The organism is Embleya sp. NPDC020886, from assembly GCF_044333915.1.
In the GTDB taxonomy this organism is placed as follows: Bacteria; Actinomycetota; Actinomycetes; order Streptomycetales; family Streptomycetaceae; genus Embleya.
On sequence record NZ_JBIRRX010000011.1, the window covers coordinates 11,599 to 27,228 of the forward strand.

Annotated in this window: 14 protein-coding genes; 4 read left to right on the top strand and 10 right to left on the bottom strand. The window is 72.2% G+C overall.

Going from position 1 to position 15,630, the window contains the following annotated elements:
* Nucleotides 1-68: 68 nt before the first annotated feature.
* The 8 genes from ACH4U8_RS31725 to ACH4U8_RS31760 all read right to left on the bottom strand — a co-directional run bounded on the left by ACH4U8_RS31725 (nt 69) and on the right by ACH4U8_RS31760 (nt 9,972).
* On the bottom strand, nt 69-977 hold the full coding sequence (locus ACH4U8_RS31725; protein ID WP_360322047.1) for a PhzF family phenazine biosynthesis protein: 909 nt from the start codon (nt 975-977) through the stop codon (nt 69-71).
* A 65-nt stretch (nt 978-1,042) separates the two neighbouring features.
* Nucleotides 1,043-1,252, bottom strand: coding sequence for a ferredoxin (locus ACH4U8_RS31730; RefSeq protein WP_395781800.1), 210 nt, complete (start codon nt 1,250-1,252; stop codon nt 1,043-1,045).
* 28 nt (nt 1,253-1,280) lie between these two features.
* Nucleotides 1,281-2,213, bottom strand: coding sequence for a pyridoxamine 5'-phosphate oxidase family protein (locus tag ACH4U8_RS31735; RefSeq protein ID WP_395781802.1), 933 nt, complete (start codon nt 2,211-2,213; stop codon nt 1,281-1,283).
* A gap of 196 nt (nt 2,214-2,409) precedes the next feature.
* Nucleotides 2,410-3,066: a hypothetical protein gene (locus tag ACH4U8_RS31740; protein WP_395781804.1), complete on the bottom strand. Its 657-nt coding sequence runs from the start codon at nt 3,064-3,066 to the stop codon at nt 2,410-2,412.
* 88 nt (nt 3,067-3,154) lie between these two features.
* On the bottom strand, nt 3,155-3,997 hold the full coding sequence (locus ACH4U8_RS31745) for a hypothetical protein (RefSeq protein WP_395781806.1): 843 nt from the start codon (nt 3,995-3,997) through the stop codon (nt 3,155-3,157).
* A gap of 259 nt (nt 3,998-4,256) precedes the next feature.
* On the bottom strand, nt 4,257-4,775 hold the full coding sequence (locus ACH4U8_RS31750; RefSeq protein WP_395781808.1) for a GNAT family N-acetyltransferase: 519 nt from the start codon (nt 4,773-4,775) through the stop codon (nt 4,257-4,259).
* Nucleotides 4,776-4,795: 20 nt separating this feature from the next.
* Nucleotides 4,796-5,398, bottom strand: coding sequence for a helix-turn-helix domain-containing protein (locus ACH4U8_RS31755; protein ID WP_395781810.1), 603 nt, complete (start codon nt 5,396-5,398; stop codon nt 4,796-4,798).
* Nucleotides 5,399-8,505: 3,107 nt separating this feature from the next.
* On the bottom strand, nt 8,506-9,972 hold the full coding sequence (locus ACH4U8_RS31760; RefSeq protein WP_395781812.1) for a YibE/F family protein: 1,467 nt from the start codon (nt 9,970-9,972) through the stop codon (nt 8,506-8,508).
* Between the two features lie 216 nt (nt 9,973-10,188).
* Between ACH4U8_RS31760 and ACH4U8_RS31765 the strand changes: the two genes are divergently transcribed.
* On the top strand, nt 10,189-10,629 hold the full coding sequence (locus tag ACH4U8_RS31765; RefSeq protein WP_360322847.1) for an Lrp/AsnC family transcriptional regulator: 441 nt from the start codon (nt 10,189-10,191) through the stop codon (nt 10,627-10,629).
* Between the two features lie 410 nt (nt 10,630-11,039).
* Nucleotides 11,040-11,393 (top strand): DUF6204 family protein, encoded by a 354-nt coding sequence (locus ACH4U8_RS31770; RefSeq protein ID WP_360322849.1) that lies wholly within the window; start codon nt 11,040-11,042, stop codon nt 11,391-11,393.
* On the opposite strand, the gene ACH4U8_RS31775 is transcribed toward ACH4U8_RS31770, so the two are convergent.
* A complete protein-coding gene (locus tag ACH4U8_RS31775; RefSeq protein WP_395781814.1) occupies nt 11,390-11,956 on the bottom strand; it encodes a 2'-5' RNA ligase family protein in 567 nt (188 codons plus the stop codon). The two genes, ACH4U8_RS31770 and ACH4U8_RS31775, sit on opposite strands and share 4 nt — an antisense overlap.
* Nucleotides 11,957-12,087: 131 nt before the next feature.
* Here ACH4U8_RS31775 and ACH4U8_RS31780 point away from each other — a divergent pair, with 131 nt between their 5' ends.
* Nucleotides 12,088-12,624, top strand: a complete 537-nt coding sequence (locus tag ACH4U8_RS31780; RefSeq protein WP_395781816.1) for a DoxX family membrane protein — start codon at nt 12,088-12,090, stop codon at nt 12,622-12,624.
* Nucleotides 12,625-12,727: 103 nt separating this feature from the next.
* A complete protein-coding gene (locus tag ACH4U8_RS31785) occupies nt 12,728-13,579 on the top strand; it encodes a hypothetical protein (protein WP_395781818.1) in 852 nt (283 codons plus the stop codon).
* Between the two features lie 47 nt (nt 13,580-13,626).
* Here the strand turns inward: ACH4U8_RS31785 and ACH4U8_RS31790 are convergent, their stop codons facing one another.
* Nucleotides 13,627-15,558, bottom strand: coding sequence for a glycerophosphodiester phosphodiesterase (locus ACH4U8_RS31790; protein ID WP_395781820.1), 1,932 nt, complete (start codon nt 15,556-15,558; stop codon nt 13,627-13,629).
* Nucleotides 15,559-15,630: the final 72 nt, after the last annotated feature.

Below are 15,630 nucleotides of genomic sequence, written 5' to 3' on the forward strand. Positions count from 1 at the left end.
CCGGGGGATCCTGGAAGGCGCATGGAAGCGACTTGGAGCCGCGGCCCGCGCCGGCCGCCGCAGGCTCGCTACGCGCGGCGCGGCGGTGGCGGGGCGTGTAGGGTGCCGGTGCCCACCATGGCGACGGTGCCGCCGACGGTGATCCGCTCCACGTTCTCGGCAGTGCCGTGCGCGGTGATGGTCAGGGTGCTGGGGCGGCCGACGAAGCGGCCCTGGGACAGGGTGCGTGCCGCGCCGGTGTGGGCCAGGCCGTGGCGCAGCAGGTAGGCCGCGACGCAGCCGGCGGCACTGCCGGTGGCGACGTCCTCCAATCCGCCGTCGTTGTTCCAGTGCCGGCCCTCGGGTGCGCTCGCGTCCAGCAGGTAGGCGAACTCGGCGCCGAAGCCGGCCAGGAAGGCTCCGAAGTCCGGGTGCACGATCCGGGCCCGGCCGAGCGGGTCGGCGCCGTCGACCGGGACGACCAGGTAGCGCAGGCCGGTGGAGACCACCTCCACCGGCAACGTCGGATCCAGGTCGGCCGGGTCCAGGCCCAGGGCTGCGGCGATCTCCGTCCGGCGCGCCGGGTCCGGTGCGGGAATCCACTCCGGCCGACCCTGGTCGAGCACGGCGGACACCCGGCCGTCGGCGTCGGCCCGGGTGCGCACCGGGACGACCCGGTCGGACAGGGCGATCGTCCAACGGCGTTCCTCGCCGACGGCGGCGCCCGACCCGGCGTGCAGGACGGCGCCGGCGCCGAGGACCGGGTGCCCGGCGAACGCGAGTTCCTCGAACAGGTCGAACACCCGGGCGTGCACCACGTCGTCGGCGTCCGGGGTGGTGACGAAGATCGTCTCGAAGTGCCGCAGCTCCTGGGTGATCCGGAGCATCTGCGCGGCGTCCAGGGCCGGCGGATCGACGAAGACCGCGAGGCTGTTGCCGGTGTAGGGGCGGTCGGCGAAGACGTCGACGTGGTGGTAGTCGATGGCAGTCGAAGGCATGGCCCGAGCGTATGCCGCCCGAACTGGGCCCGTGCGGGGTCGAGGCGGTGGCGGGCCGCGCCGAATCACGCCTCGCCACGCGGTGCGTCGGCGTCGACGGTGATCGCGCGGACCGGGCACATGGAAGCGGCGGTGCGTACGTGTGCGGCGTACGCGTCCGAGGGGTTGGTGTCGTAGTGCAGGTAGTCGTCCTCGTCGAAGGAGAAGACGGCGGGTGCGGCGAAGACGCACTGGCCGTGGCTCTGGCACAGGTTCGTGTCCACGGTGACGCGCATGAGGCAACTCCCTTGTCCGGTGGGTCGTTCAGTTCACGGGCGGGTTGAAGCGGGAGTAGTTCGGCGCACTCCAGCGCAGCGGGACGGCGTCGGGGATCTCCACCACGCCGGTGACGGTGAACTCGACCAGGCGCTGCGCTCCCGGCACCCGGGCGACTTCGTCCGCGTCCCAGATGGTGCGGGCGGCGCCGGTCAGATGCAGGGTCGATCCGGTGTCCCAGCCGGGCACCAACAGACCGGCCGCCGGATGGAGTTCGAGGTTGCCCAGGGTGAGGAACATGGCGTTGCCGACGTAGTCCGGCCAGCGCAGCACGGTGGGGGACAACACTTGGACGAAGCCGGGATTGCCACCTCGGTGCGACGCGTCGGTGTTGCCGGCTTCGTCCGAACTGGCCACGAAGAAGGTGTCGGTGGCCCGCAGGGTCTGCTGTTGGGCGGGCGTGAGGGCGACGCCTCGGGTGGGCGGCGCGGTGGCGGGGCGGGGAGCGGACTCCGGTTCGGACCTCGGGTCGGTGAGGAAGCGGAAGTCGCGTTTCTGGATGTACTTGGGGCAGTTGGCGATCACCTGGTCGAGGTCGACGCGCAGGCCGCCGGTCACCGGCGTGGAGCGGCCGTTGATCCGCATCCGGCGTCGGGACGTCGGCTCGATGGCGATCATGCCGACCGTGCTCGGCCCGGCGAGGGCCGCCGCGAGCGGGTCCGCGGCGAGCGGGAGCGCATCGACCAGGAGCGTGCGTGGGTCGGGGACGCGCAGGAAGCCGGGGGCACCGACCAGTTGCGAGGACCAGAGGCGGCCCGCGGCGTCGGTGCCGCCGACGATGATCATGGGCTGCTCGGCGAGGAACGCGGCGGCGACCGGCGGGATGGACTCCCCGATGCCGCCGAGTGCGAACGACGCCTGCCGAGTCAGGTCGGCGCGATCCTGCACCGCGCGTTCTCCGCGGTGGTATCGGGTGGCCACGGCATCCCCCTCCGTTGATGGTCCGGTGTGTGACGAAAGGGCGGGGCAGTGTCCCCGTCGCTCTATCTAATGATTACACACATCATGAACCATTAGAAGGAGAAAGCGTCCTCGTCTTCGATTTCCGGGTCCGGAAACGACTCCGCCCCGGACGGCGGGGCCGTCCGGGGCGGACTGTTCGGGGCGGGCTTTTCGTTCAGGTGGCGGGAGGTGGCGGTGGGTGCTGTCCTCGATCGGGGTCGGACAGGGCGGCGAAGTGCACTTGGCGGCCCAACGCCTGGAAGCCGTAGGTGAGTTGCTCATAGTGCACGCGTTGATCCTCGAGTTCCCCGGTCACCTGTGCGGTGCGCGGGACCGGCCCCGGGCGCGAGGTCGGGTCCGTGTCCGGGAACAACATCACCGGGTGCACGGTGCCCGGATGGCGAGGATCGCCCGAGCGTGGGAAGACCGTGAAGTCCCACGACTGGACGTCGCCCGGAGCCGTGCCCGCGTCGCGTAGCGAGAGGGCGTAGGCGGGCGGTTGTCGCCAGACCTGGAGGGGCGCGAGCACGGCGAGATGGGCGCCGACCGCCCGCCAGATCGGTACGGGCCGGCCGAGGTGGTGCAGGTCGCCGAACAGGTCCCGACGCAACTCCGCATAGCCCGGCGCGATCGCGGCCAGACCCTCGACCGCCGTCGCGACGTCGAGCCGATTGTCGCAGTACGCCAAACTGTGTGCGCGCGGGGCGAGTTCCCGGCGAATCCACGATCGGAGCTGGGCATCGAGGGCGCCGAGCGGGTAGGCGTCCTCGGCACACTCCGCGGTGAACAGCGCCGCCTCGTACAGACCTTGATACCGCGTCGCCAGGTCCACGTGCTCCCCTTGTCGCTCCGTCGCGGGATGGCCGCGCCAGGGTACGGCCATCCGCGTTGGCCCGGTCGGTGCCGGAGTGTGTGCGGGGTCAGCGGCCCAGTTGGGCGTAGGTCTTGAACGTGTAAAGGCCGTCCAGGGTGATCGAGTTGTCGCCGGCGGGCGAGGGCAGGTGGTTGCGCCCGTTGAGGAGCGTGCCCAGTGGGCCGCAGTTCGTGGCGGCCGGGAGCGCGACGGTGTTGTCCCACAACGTGCCCTTGAGGATGGGCGGGTCCTTGGACACCCATTCGTTGGGGCCCTTGCGCATCATGGTCAGCCGGATCGGGTGTTCGGCGGTGCCGATCGAACAGTCCTTGGGCAACAACGGCCCACCCAGGGCGAGCGTCACGTCCAGCCCACCGGCGGACGTACCGTGCGAGAGGAAATCGAACCAACCGCCGTACCTGGTCTCGACGTTCACCCCCAGGACGGGGGCCTGCTCGGGGAGTCCGGGGATGCCGAGCAGGCCACCGGCGGCCGGGCTCGGCGTCGCGTGCAGCGCCCCGAACACCTGCCCGGTCGAGCCGTCGGGCAGCGGTCCCTCGGCATGGGTGATGGTCATCGGCCGGAGCGGGACGTCGAGCCCGCCGAGTCGCATCCGGCCGGTGGCGACGTGCACTTCGCAGCGCCACTTGTTCGGGTCGGCGTTCGCCGGCAGCGCGGGGCAGTCGGTGAAGTCGAAGGCGGGCAGCGGCGTGGCGGCCGGGGGCGTGGCGGCCGGGGGCGAGGCGGCTGGATTCGTGGCGGTTGGGTTCGAGGCGGCTGGGTTCGAGGCGGTTGGGGGCGCCGGTCGACCGTTCGCCAGGGCCGGGGCGGTGCACAGTCCCACGGCGCCGAGCGCGAGTCCGGCACTTGCGACGACCCTGGCCAACTTGCGGTTTCTCGTGCGATCCACGCTGATCGTCCCCTTGTTTCGGCGGATGACTGACTCCCCCTGAAGGTAGGGAAGTCGGACCCCCGGGCAGTATCCGGCGACCCCCAGACTCGGCGCTGGTGCCGGCCCCCGCTCCGGGCGTGGTGCCTGCCGGGGGATGGGGGATCGGGGCGGGTCGGATCGGGTCGGATCGAGTTGGGTTGGGGCGTGTTGGGCTGAGTCGGGCCAGGTTAGGGAGAGTTGAGATGCGTGAGGGCAGATTAGGGCGGATTGGGGCGGCTCAGCTCAGTTGTTTGTAGTAGAAGCTGCAGTCCCGGAGCGCGCCGGCGGGGTCGGCCGCGTAGTCGGGGACCACGCCGTATCGGGTCCAGCCGGCCGCGCGATAGAGGTGGTCGGCGGTGCTGTCGGTCTCGGTGTCGAGCAGCAGCAGGGTGGCGCCCACCCGGGCGGCGGCCTGTTCGGCGGTGGCGAGCAGAGCACGGCCCAGGCCGCGGCCTCGGGCGTCGCGGTGCACCATGAGCTTGACCACCTCGGCGCGGTGCCGGCCGTTGGGCTTGCGTTCCAGGGCCAGGCTCACGGTGCCGGCGATGCCGTCCGCGCCTCGGGCGATCCAGACGCACAGGCTGCCGTCGGCGACGGCCGACTCCCGTGCTCGCCACCAACTCGCCGCCTCGGTCGCGTCGAAGGGCGCCAGGAAGCCGAGCGAGGAGCCGTCGGCGACGACGTCGGTGAGGAGGTCGGCCAGGCCGGCCACGTCGGCTCGGAAGTCGTCGGGGGTCAACCGGGTGATGGTGTGCATCGAGGTCTCCGTGGCTCTTGTTACGGCAGGACGATCAGCAGCGCGTACCGAACCGGCTCCGGACCGGCGCAGCGGAAGCGCGACGGTCCCCACAACCGGAAGCGCAGGCAGTCCCCGGCGCGCACCTCGTGTACGTGACCGCCGGCGGTCACCTCCAGGACCCCCTCCAACACCCAGATGTGCTGCTCCAACCCCGGTACGGGCGGCCCGTCGTAGGAAATGTCCGCGCCGCCCCGCAACGCCCCCTGGACCACCTCGCCCCGCAGCCCCGGATGCGGCGGCGACACCGACCGCCGGGTGAACCCCGAGGCCCGATCCACCCACACCTCCTGCCGCTCGGCACGCACCAATTGCGGCGGCTCCGCCTCCACCTCGGCCAACAACCGCGACATGGTCCGCCCGTACACCGCGCACAATCGACCCAGCAGAGCCGCCGTCGGACTGATCTCGCCCCGCTCCAACCGGGACAACGTGGATCGACTCACCTCGGCCCGCCGCGCCAACTCATCCAACGACCACCCACGCTCCCCCCGAAGCCCGGCCAGCCGACGAGCCAACCGCCCCTCGATCTCCGCCGGGCCGCTTTCTTCGGGCGCTGCCGCGCTGTCATCGGTGCTTCTCATGCTGGGGACAGTATCCCGAATATGAGACGGTTGGGAGGGTGGGGGGGTACCTGCGCTCTCCCCGGGCACCGGGGTCAGCGGCCCGGGGTCGGGTCGGCCTTGGGCGGGGGGTGCGTCTTGGTGGGGTTGGGGCGGGTGGCTTTGCGCTAACCGGTTGGCGTGGGCTGGGGGAGGTGGCGTGGTCCCGGGGTTGCCGGTGGTCGGGAGCCTTGGGCTCTCCGGGGAGAGGTGGGCGTTGCTTGCCTGGAAAGGCGCTGGCAACGGCGCGGAAGGGTGGGCGGTCCGGTCGGGTCCGCCGGGGAGCCTTTTCGAGTGGGTCGGGTGTTCGCGGCCGGCGGTCGCGTCTTGGTCGGCAGCGGGAGGCTCAGTGTTAAACGGTCGACGTGGTCCGGCGGAGGTCAGCCCGGTCCCACGGTCACCGGCGGCCGGGAGCCTTGGGCTCTCCGGCGAGACACGGGTGTTGCTTGCCTGGAAAGGCGCCGGCAACGGCGCGGAAGGGTGGGCGGTCCGGTCGGGTCCGCCGGGGAGCGTTTCCGAGTGGGTCGGGCGTTCGCGGCCGGCGGTCGCGTCTTGGTCGGCAGCGGGTGGCTTTGTGCTAAACGGTCGGCGTGGACCGGCGGAGATCGGCCCGGTCCCGGGGTCACCGGCGGCCGGGAGCCTTTGGCTCTCCGGCGAGAGGTGGGTGTTGCTTGCCTGGAAAGGCGCTGGCAACGGCGGAGCGGGAGGGCGGTCCGGTGAGGTTCGCCGGGGAGCGTTCCCGAGTGGGTCGGGCGTTCGCGGCCTGCGGTCGCGTCTTGGTGGGCGGCGGGTGGCTTTGTGCTAAACGGTTGGCGTGGATCGGCGGAGATGGACCCGGTCCCACGGTCACCGGCGGCCGGGAGCCTTGGATTCCCCGGCGAGAGGCGCGTGTTGCTCACCGGGAAAGGCGCTGGCAACGGCGCGGAAGGGTGGGCGGTGCGGTGAGGTTCGCCGGGGAGCCTTTCCGAGTGGGTCGGGTGTTCGCGGCCGGCGGTCGCGTCTTGGTCGGCGGCGGGTGGCTTTGTGCTAAACGGTCGGCGTGGGCCGGTGGAGGTGGGCCCGGTCCCGGGGTCACCGGCGGCCGGGAGCCTTTGGCTCTCCGGCGAGAGGTGGGTGTTGCTTGCCTGGAAAGGCGCTGGCAACGGCGGAGCGGGTGGGGCGGCTCGGTGAGGTCCGCCGGGGGCCTTTCCGAGTGGGTCGGGGGCGGTTCGGTGGGCGTTTCGGGTCGGGTGGTTGGGTGCAGGGGCTGTCGGAGGGCTTTGAGGGTCGCGATCGGGATGCCGAGGCTGCTTTGGGCGTGCGGGTTCGTGCTGACCTGCGGTTTTGCGAGGATGCGCGGTGCGAGTGCGTGTCGAAGGCCGGTTTGTGAATGCCGGTGATGGATTGCGTGTGGACCGGGCTCTCGGTGGGCGTTTCGGGTCGGGTGACGGGGGCGGCCCGCAAGGATTGCCGGCGGGGTGCCTTTCCGGGTGGGGCGGGCCTGTCTCGAGGGGCGTTTGGGGTTGGGACGGTCGGATGAGAGGTGGTCTGAGGGGTTCGAGGGTCACCATCGGGATCCCGAGACGGTTTCCGGCGCCCGAGTTTCCGCTGACCTGCGGCTTTACGGAACCGACCGGCGAGAGTGCGTGTCGAGGGCCGGTTTGTGCACCCCCGGCAACCGAAACCGCCCACTCACAGCCCTGCCCTTCTCCTTCTCACCCGCAACCGCCCACCCACCGCACGCCGAAACGGCCCGACCCACTCGGGAAGGCTCCCCGGCGGACCCGACCGGGCCGCCCACCCTTCCGCGCCGTTGCCAGCGCCTTTCCCGCCAAGCAACGCCCGCGTCTCGCCGGGGAGTCCAGGGTTCCCGGCCGCCGGTGACGGTGGGACCGGGTCGATCTCCGCCGATCCACGCCGACCGTTTAGCACTGAGCCATCCGCTGCCGACCAAGACGCGACCGCCGGCCGCAAGCGCCCGGCCCACTCGGAAAGGCTCCTCGGCGGACTCGACGAAAGCGCCCTCCCGCTCCGCCGTTGCCAGCGCCTTTCCGGCGAGCAGCACTCAGGTCTCGCCGGGGAGTCCAGGGCTCCTGACCGCCGGTGACCGTGGGACCGGGTCCATCTCCGCCGATCCACGCCAACCGTTTAGCACAAAGCCACCCGCCGCCCACCAAGACGCGACCGCACGCCGCAACCGCCCGACCCACTCGGGAACGCTCCCCGGCGAACCTCACCGGACCGCCCTCCCGCTCCGCCGTTGCCAGCGCCTTTCCAGGCAAGCAACACCCGTGTCTCGCCGGAGAGCCCAGGGCTCCCGGCCGCCGGTGACCGTGGGACCGGGCCGATCTCCGCCGGTCCACGTCGACCGTTTAGCACAAGGCCATCCGCTGCCGACCAAGTCGCGACCGTCGGCCGTGAACGCCCGGCCCACTCGGAAAGGCTCCTCGGCGGACCCGACGAAAGCGCCCTCCCGCTCCGCCGTTGCCAGCGCCTTTCCGGCAAGCAACACCCGGGTCTCGCCGGGGAGCCCAGGGCTCCCGGCCGCCGGTGACCGTGGGACCGGGTCGATCTCCGCCGGTCCACGCCGACCGTTTAGCCCTGAGCCACCCGCTGCCGACCAAGACGCGACCGCATGCCGCAACCGCCCGGCCCACTCGGAAAGGCTCCTCGGCGGACCCGACGAAAGCGCCCTCCCGCTCCGCCGTTGCCAGCGCCTTTCCGGCGAGCAACGCCCGCGTCTCGCCGGGGAGCCCAAGGCTCCTGACCGCCGGTGACCGTGGGACCGGGACAATCTCCGCCAGCCCACGCCGACCGTTTAGCACAAAGCCACCCGCCGCCGACCAAGACGCAGCCGCATGCCGCAGACGCCCGGCCCACTCGGAAAGGCTCCCCAGCGGACCCGACCGGACCGACCGCTCCCGCTTCGCTGCTGCCGGTGCCTTTTCGCCGAGCAACACCGCACGCTCGCCGGAAAGCCCAAGGCTCCCGGCCACCCGCGCCTCCGAGACCAGGCCCCCACCCCCCCAGCCCACGCCGACCGTTCCGCACAAAGCCACCCGCGCCCAACCCCACCAAGATGCAACCGCCGCCCGACGCCGACACCCCGGTCAGCGCCCCCGGTGTCGTCCCCGGGGCGTGGGTACGGGAGTGGGCTTGGCTTGTGTGGGGTCGTCTGTCTTCGGCTTGCCTCGGGGGGGTTTGCCGTGGTCGGCTGCGGCCAGGATTGCTGCCAGGGCGGTGGTGACCGGGACCGAGGCGATCAGGCCGATGCTGCCGACCAGGGTGCGGGCGATCTCCTCGGCGACGATCTCGCTGGTGGCTACGTCCAGGACGTCCCGACGGGCGATGGAGAACAGCAACATCAGGGGCAACGCGGCGCCCGCGTAGGCCAGTACGAGGGTGTTGACCGTGGACGCGATGTGGTCGCGGCCGATTCGGATGCCGGCTCGGTACAGCCGACGGGCCGTCATGGTCGGGTCGGCCTGCTTGAGTTCCCAGACCGCCGAGGTCTGGGTGACGGTCACGTCGTCGAGTACGCCGAGCGAGCCGATGATGAATCCGGCCAACAGCAGGCCGTGCAACTCGATGTCCGGATACATCGCGTGGACCAGGCCGGTCTCGTCGGAGGTGTTGCCGGTCAGGTGCGCCCACCCGATGAACAGCGACCCCAACACCCCGATCAGGGACAACGACACGAGCGTGCCGACCACCGCGACCGAGGTGCGGGTGGACAGGCCGTGGCACAGGTACAGCGCGACGAACATGATCGCGCTGCCGCCGACGACCGCGACCAGGAGCGGATCGGAACCGTGCAGGATGGCGGGCAGGATGAAGAACGACAACACCGCGAAGCTGATCGCGAGTGCGATCAGCGCGGTCAGGCCGCGCAGTCGACCCACCACGATCACCGCGACCGCGAACAGGCCCGCGAGCAGCAACATCGGTGGGCCGCGCCGGACGTCGATCACCGAATAGCGCAGGTCCTCGGGCGCGCCGGGGGAGTACGCGAGCACCACGCCCTGCCCGACCGAGAACCGGCGCGGCTGATCGGGCCGGAGCAACTCGGTGAACCGTCGGCCCCGGTCGGCGCCGGAGGTGACCTCGATCGTGGCGCGGCGGCAGTCGGCGGGGGCGGCCGGGGTATTCGGGGCGTGTGGTGCGCCCGACGCGCCGAGTGGGGGTGGGGGCCAGGGGATACCGCCGGGGTGCTCGTCCGTACCCAGGGTGCCGCCTGCGTCGGTGGGGCCGGCGAAGACCTCGGCGTCCGCCTGGGCGCAGGGCAGTTCCTCGACCTTGGTGACGCGGCCGTCCCGGGTCTCCTGGTCGAAGCCGGCTCCGGTACGGGGGTGCGGCGGGGTGCCGCCCGGCCACAGCACCACCAGGCCCACCAGTACGGCCGTCGCGAACGGGATCAGTACGGCGGCCACCAGGCGGCGCAGCCGGGCCGACGCGGGTGACGGCGGCCCGTGCGCGTGGCTGTGCCCGTGGCCCGGTGGGTGAGCGGGCGCGCCGGGGACCTCGTTCGTACCGTCGTGGTCCGCGTGATCCGCGTGATCCGCCCGTGTCCTGTCCATGGCCCAGCCCCTCCCGATCCGGCCGACGCGTCATCGAGGCGGGATCTCGGCGGAAGCGTATCGGGCCGGAAGGCTGGGTCCGCAGCCTGAGCCGTCGTCGGCCACCGGCGCAAGCAACTTGCGGGGGATCGCCCCGAGGCCGCAAGATTCTTGCCTGCCGGTCGGGTTCAGGGCCTGGCGTTTTGCGTGGCAGCGTCGAGGAGGGGAGCGTCGAGCATGGCCGAGATCGACAGCATCGACCACACCATCCTGCGCATGTTGCGCGAGGACGGGCGGCGGACCTTCTCCGAGATGGCCGGCCAGATCGGCCTGTCCGTCGCGGCGGTCAAGCGCCGGGTGGACCGGATGCGCGAGGAGGGCGTGATCACCGGCTTCACCGTCCAGATCGACCACGCCAAACTCGGCTGGGGCGTCGAGGCGTTCACCGAACTGCGCTATCCGGGCAGCATGCCGGTCGGCGAGATCGTCCGCACCGCCACGGACACCCCCGAGGTACAGGCCGTCTACACGATCGCGGGCGACCCCGACGCCCTCATCCACGTCCGAGTCCGCGACATCACCCACCTCCAACAGGTGATCGACCACCTCCGTCGCAGCGGCAACGTAACCGGCACCAAAACCCTGATGGTCCTGGGCTCCTGGACCAAGGAAAGCTGACCCACCTCCCGCCCCCGTCCGCGCGCCACCTGCCCGTCTGTGCCCGGGTGGCCGTCCGCTCGCCCGCCTGGCCGCCCGTGTCCGTAGTCCCTGCTCGTCTGCGCTGCCGGCCCGTGCGCGTGCGCGTGCGTGCGCGTTGCCGCCCGTCGTGTTCGGGTTACCGGCCGGTCGCGCGTCGAACCGGAACGTGGGGTGGGGCGGGATGAGGGCGGGCGGACGCAGGGGAGGCGGTGCACGCGGCCGGGGTGCGGACGTGAGCGGGCAGCGGCACGAACGGGCGGGAGGCAGCGCGGGTGAGCGACGGCGCGAACGCGGACGGACGGCACGCGGGCGGGCCGGCGGCGTGAGCAGGCGCCCGCACACCCGTGCGCGTTCCGATATCCGGTTGTGGTGGTGGTTAGGGTTCGGGCATGGGTGAGCGTGTTTTTCGGGTTACCGTTCGAGGGGCCTTCGATGGCCTCAGTGATGTGCAGCGGGCCGGGTTGTTGGCGGTGGCGGCGGAGCATGATGTGTTGCGGGCTGCGTTCACGGCGGAGGGGCAGGTGACCTACGACGTTGCGGCGCGGCCGTTTTTCACCTTTCGGTTCCTGGATTCCGGGGACGCCGAGGAGGACATCGTCGCGGCGACCGATCGGGCACTGGCCGGTGCCGAGGCGTGGCTGAACGAGCGCGGTTACGGCTACAAGAATCTCAAGGCCCAGGCCGAGGATCTTTCCCTGGCGGCGCTGTCCAAGCGCCAACGGCGGGCCCGCGCGGCCGGTTAGGGCGTCCCGGCGGCGTCGGTCGTGGCGCGTGCCGCGAAGGCGAACGAGTCCCGGAGGGACCAGTTGCCGTCGTCGTCGCAGACCACCAGGTCGAGCCGGTCGACGCGCGTGGTCAGCGGCAGACGGCCCGTCACCTCCTGCGCCAGGGCCCGCAGTTCGTCCGGACCCTGACCCAGCGCGACGGTCAGGTGCGGGCCGACGTCGTCGGCGTCGTCCAGGTACGCGCCGCCGTAGGGGAGGTGGTCGGGCCATCGGGTGGTCACCGCGTCGATCAGGCGCAGTACCGGCTCGGCCGGATCGGGCGCCAGCCACAACCCCCGGTGGAATTGGCCGACCCGGCCGAAGACCAGGTCCAGCACGGGCCGCGCGGCGGCGATCTCGGCGAGCGCGGCCAGCTCCGTCGGGCCGATCTCCGCGGGCGTGAGCCACGGATAGAGCACCGTGACGTGCGCCGGGATCCCCTCCGCGGCGCGCGGGTCGTAGCGCTCGCGCCAGGGCTCGACGACCTGTTCGACGTCGGGGACCAGCAACACCAGGGCACTCGCCGCGTTCCGTTCGGGCATTCCCGCAGTGTACGGTCCGCGTCCGGTCCTACCCGGCCATCGTCGGATCGCGGTCGGGGTGTTTCGCCCATCGGGGTCGGCGTCGCGTACGGGTGGGTTCGACGCGCCGGTTCCGGGGGCACTCGTCCGCCATGGCTGTGTTGAGAGTCTTCGCGCGTCCCATGATCGCCTCGATCCACCTGTTCCAGGGCTACGACTGCGTGGTGCATCCGGACCGGGTGGTGCCGGCGGCCGAACCGGTGGTGCGCCGGATCGCCGGGTGGCTGCCGGTGGTGCCCGCCGACCCGCGTACGGCGGTACGGGTGAACGGCGGCGTGCAGTTGGTTGCCGGCACGCTGCTCGCACTCGGCCGGGTGCCGCGCCTGGCCGCGCTCGCGCTCGCGGTCACCCTGGTGCCGACCACGATCGCCGGCCATCGATTCTGGGCCGCCGAGAGCGGTCGGGAACGCGTCGGGCAGCGCATCCACTTCCTCAAGAACGTGTCGATGTTCGGCGGCCTGCTGATCGCCGCCGCGGACACCGGCGGCAAACCCTCGCTCGCCTGGCGCACCCGCCAACGGGCACACGCGCTGCGCCACGACGCGAACCTCGCCCGTCGCAGCGCCAAGGTGAGCGCGACCTCGACCGACGCGGCCCACCGGCTCGCCGACCTGGTGCCCGGCCGCTGACACCCGCGTGCGGGTACAGCGGGTGCGGCAAGTGGGCAAATGGGGCAGCGTGCGCGCCACGTGTGGCCGGGAACCGATTCACGTAGGTGACCATCGAAGCGGCGTGACATCGACGGACGACAACGACGCCCCCGCGACGCAACACACCATCGAGCCGGCCGGGCCGGGCCCGGTCCGCACAGGGCACCCGGACCGCCCTCGGACCACGATCCGAGTCGCGCTCGCCCTCGCGACGTCGGCCGCGGTCGCTGCGGCGGTGCTGCTCGCGTGGCCGCCGTGGGCCGGGGGCGACCCGGACCGGGTCGGCGCCGGGCCGACACTTGCCCCGGCGAGCCGGGCCTATCCGGTGTTGCCCGGTCCCGAAGACGGCCGCTACGACGCCGAGTTGTCCGGCCGGCTGATTCGACAGCGGCAGGCATTTCGCCAGAAGGTGGCCGAGGTTCTGCAACAACACCTGCCGCCGGGAGCGGCGATGGCGATCAGCGAGAGCTCGTTCGGGGACTACCGGCTCACCGTCGACGGCACGGAGTATCGGGTCGTGTTGTACATCGATCCGGGCCGGATGGGCGAGCGATCGCCCAAGGGCGCGGTGGCGATGGCTTCCGGATCCCGCCCGCAACTCGGCGTGGATCGATACGAGCCCCGGTGCAGGCCGGCACCTGCTCGGGCCGCCGGTCGGGGTTGCGTCGACGGGGCGCTGCCCAACGGCGAGTTCGCCACCGTCTACTTTCCCGAGCGCACCGATGTCCCGGTCGGTCCTGCCGACTGGGGAGTGTCCTCCTCCTTCCGGTACCGGGGCGGCCGGGTCGACCTCGGGATCGTCCCGCATCCGCGGTCCCGGATGGTCCCGGCGATCACCGGCGAGCAATGGCTGCGGTTGGTCACCGACCCGTCCTTCGTCGAACTCGTGGACTACTGGCGGGCGTATCCCGACCTGAAGGGCAACGGCTGGTAGGGGCCGGGCCGGCGAAGCCCGTGCCCCCACCGGTGTGTCGAGGTAGGTCAGCGCAGGGCGCGCGCGTCGCCCGCGATGAGAAGCGCACGAGCCGTCGGGATGGTGCGCCCGGCCTGGTTGTCGGCCCACCGGGCCAGCGCGTCGTATTGCTCGTGGGCGAGCATCGTGGTGAGCGTCGCGATCGCGTTGCGGTCGGCGGCGGAGGTCAGGATCAGGTGGGCCAGGCCGGTTCCGGACGCGGTGACGGTGAAGGTGGACTCCACCGCCGTACTGCCGCCAGGGCCCTTGGCCTCGGCCCGCAGCGTGTGTGCGCCGAGCGGCAGGCTGCCTGAGTCGATCGGTGTCCCGGGTGCCAACTCCCGCCCGTCCAGAGTGAGTCGGACCACGTCCGCGCCGGTGGTGGCGAGCGCGGGGACCGGGTTGCTCGCGCGCTCCACCCGGGCGCCGGTCGCCGGTGCGAGCACCTTGACCGTCGGGGCGACGGGCGACACCGGCGGTCCGATCTGCCGCCACGCGGCGATCCAACCGGCCAGCTCGGCGGGGCGGTTGGTGATGACCGCGTCCACGCCGCCGGTGTCCAGGGTCTTCCAGCCGGCGGCGTCGTCCACCGTCCAGGCCATCACGGCGACGCCGGCGCGGTGCAGGTCGGCGACCAGTCCGGGGCGGGTGGCCAGCGCGGCGGCCGAGGGGTTGTACGCCTTGAGATCGAGCTGCCGGGCCAGGGCGACCGGGTCCGCGTCCAGGGCGCTGCGGAGCAGACCGAGCGGCAGGTCCGGCGCCACCTCACGGGTGAACACGAGGGCGTCGACCTCGAAGCTCTGCACGAAGACCCGCCCGCTCATCCCGGTGTCGCGGATGTCCTTGACGATCCGGGCCACTTCGTCCCTGCTGTGCCGGCCCTTGATCTCCAGGAGCAGGTTGCCGCCCCGCGCGCGCAGGTCGTCGAGTTGGGCGCGCAGGGTCGGCACCCGGGCCCCGGAGTGCAGCGGGGAGAACCACGAACCGGCGTCCAGGCCCGCGAGTTGAGCGGCCGTCAGGTCGCGGATCCGGCCCTTTCCGTCGGTGGTCCGGTCGACCGTGTCGTCGTGCAGGATGTGCGGGATGCCGTCCTTGCTGGGCTGGACGTCGTTCTCGATCCAGTCGGTGCCGGCCCGGCGGGCGGTCTCGTCCGAGATCAGCGTGTTCTCCGGCGCGGCCGAGGAGGCGCCCCGGTGGGCGATCACGGTCGGCGGGGCGCCGGGCGCGCGCAGGTAGGCGTTCGCCTCCGGGGCGATCCGGGTGATTCGGACCTCGTCGAAGGAGACCCGGGCACCGTTGACCAGCAGGGCCTGCGCGCCGTCGGTGGAGCGCTGGACCCGGGTGCTGCGCAGCGCCTCGCGGCCGTCCACCACCAGGCGGGCCCGGCTGCCGTGCACCTCGACCGCGACCCGGACGTCCCGGCCGGTTCCGGCGGCGGTCGGCGCCGAGCCGGTGTCGGTCACGTTCCAGGTGTTGGCGGTGGTGCGCTGGGCGAACTCCAGGCCGTTGGCCGCCGTGCTGCCGGTACGCATGGTGGCGATCGACCACGGGGGCGCTCCGCCGGCGGGCACGTCCAGGCCGAAGGCGGTCCAGCGGGCGGTGTCGACGGCGCTCTCGAAGCGGACCACCGCCTCGAAGCGGAAGTCCTCCAGGTGCCGGCCGAAGGTGATCCGGCTCTGTTGGCCGGAGTTCACCGAACTGCCGACCAGGCGGCCGTTCTCCACCTTCCAGTCGCCTTCCACCGCCCGCCACCCGTCGGGCAGCGCGGAGCCGGCGAAGTCCTCCGAGACCACCACCTCGTCGGCGGCCGGTGCGCCGGCGGGCTCCGCGCTCGCGGGCAGGACGTCGATCAGGCCGGCACCGGCGCCGAGGCCGAGGGCCGCGACCAGGGCACCGGCCCGGAGTCGGGAGCGATGCCGCCGAGGCAGCCGGAACGGGGACGAAGACGTTTGCGAGGACATGATCGAAACGGTAGGAAGCGCGAACGAACCCCCGAATACGCGACGGCGAAGCTCTGCTCAACGATCGGGTAC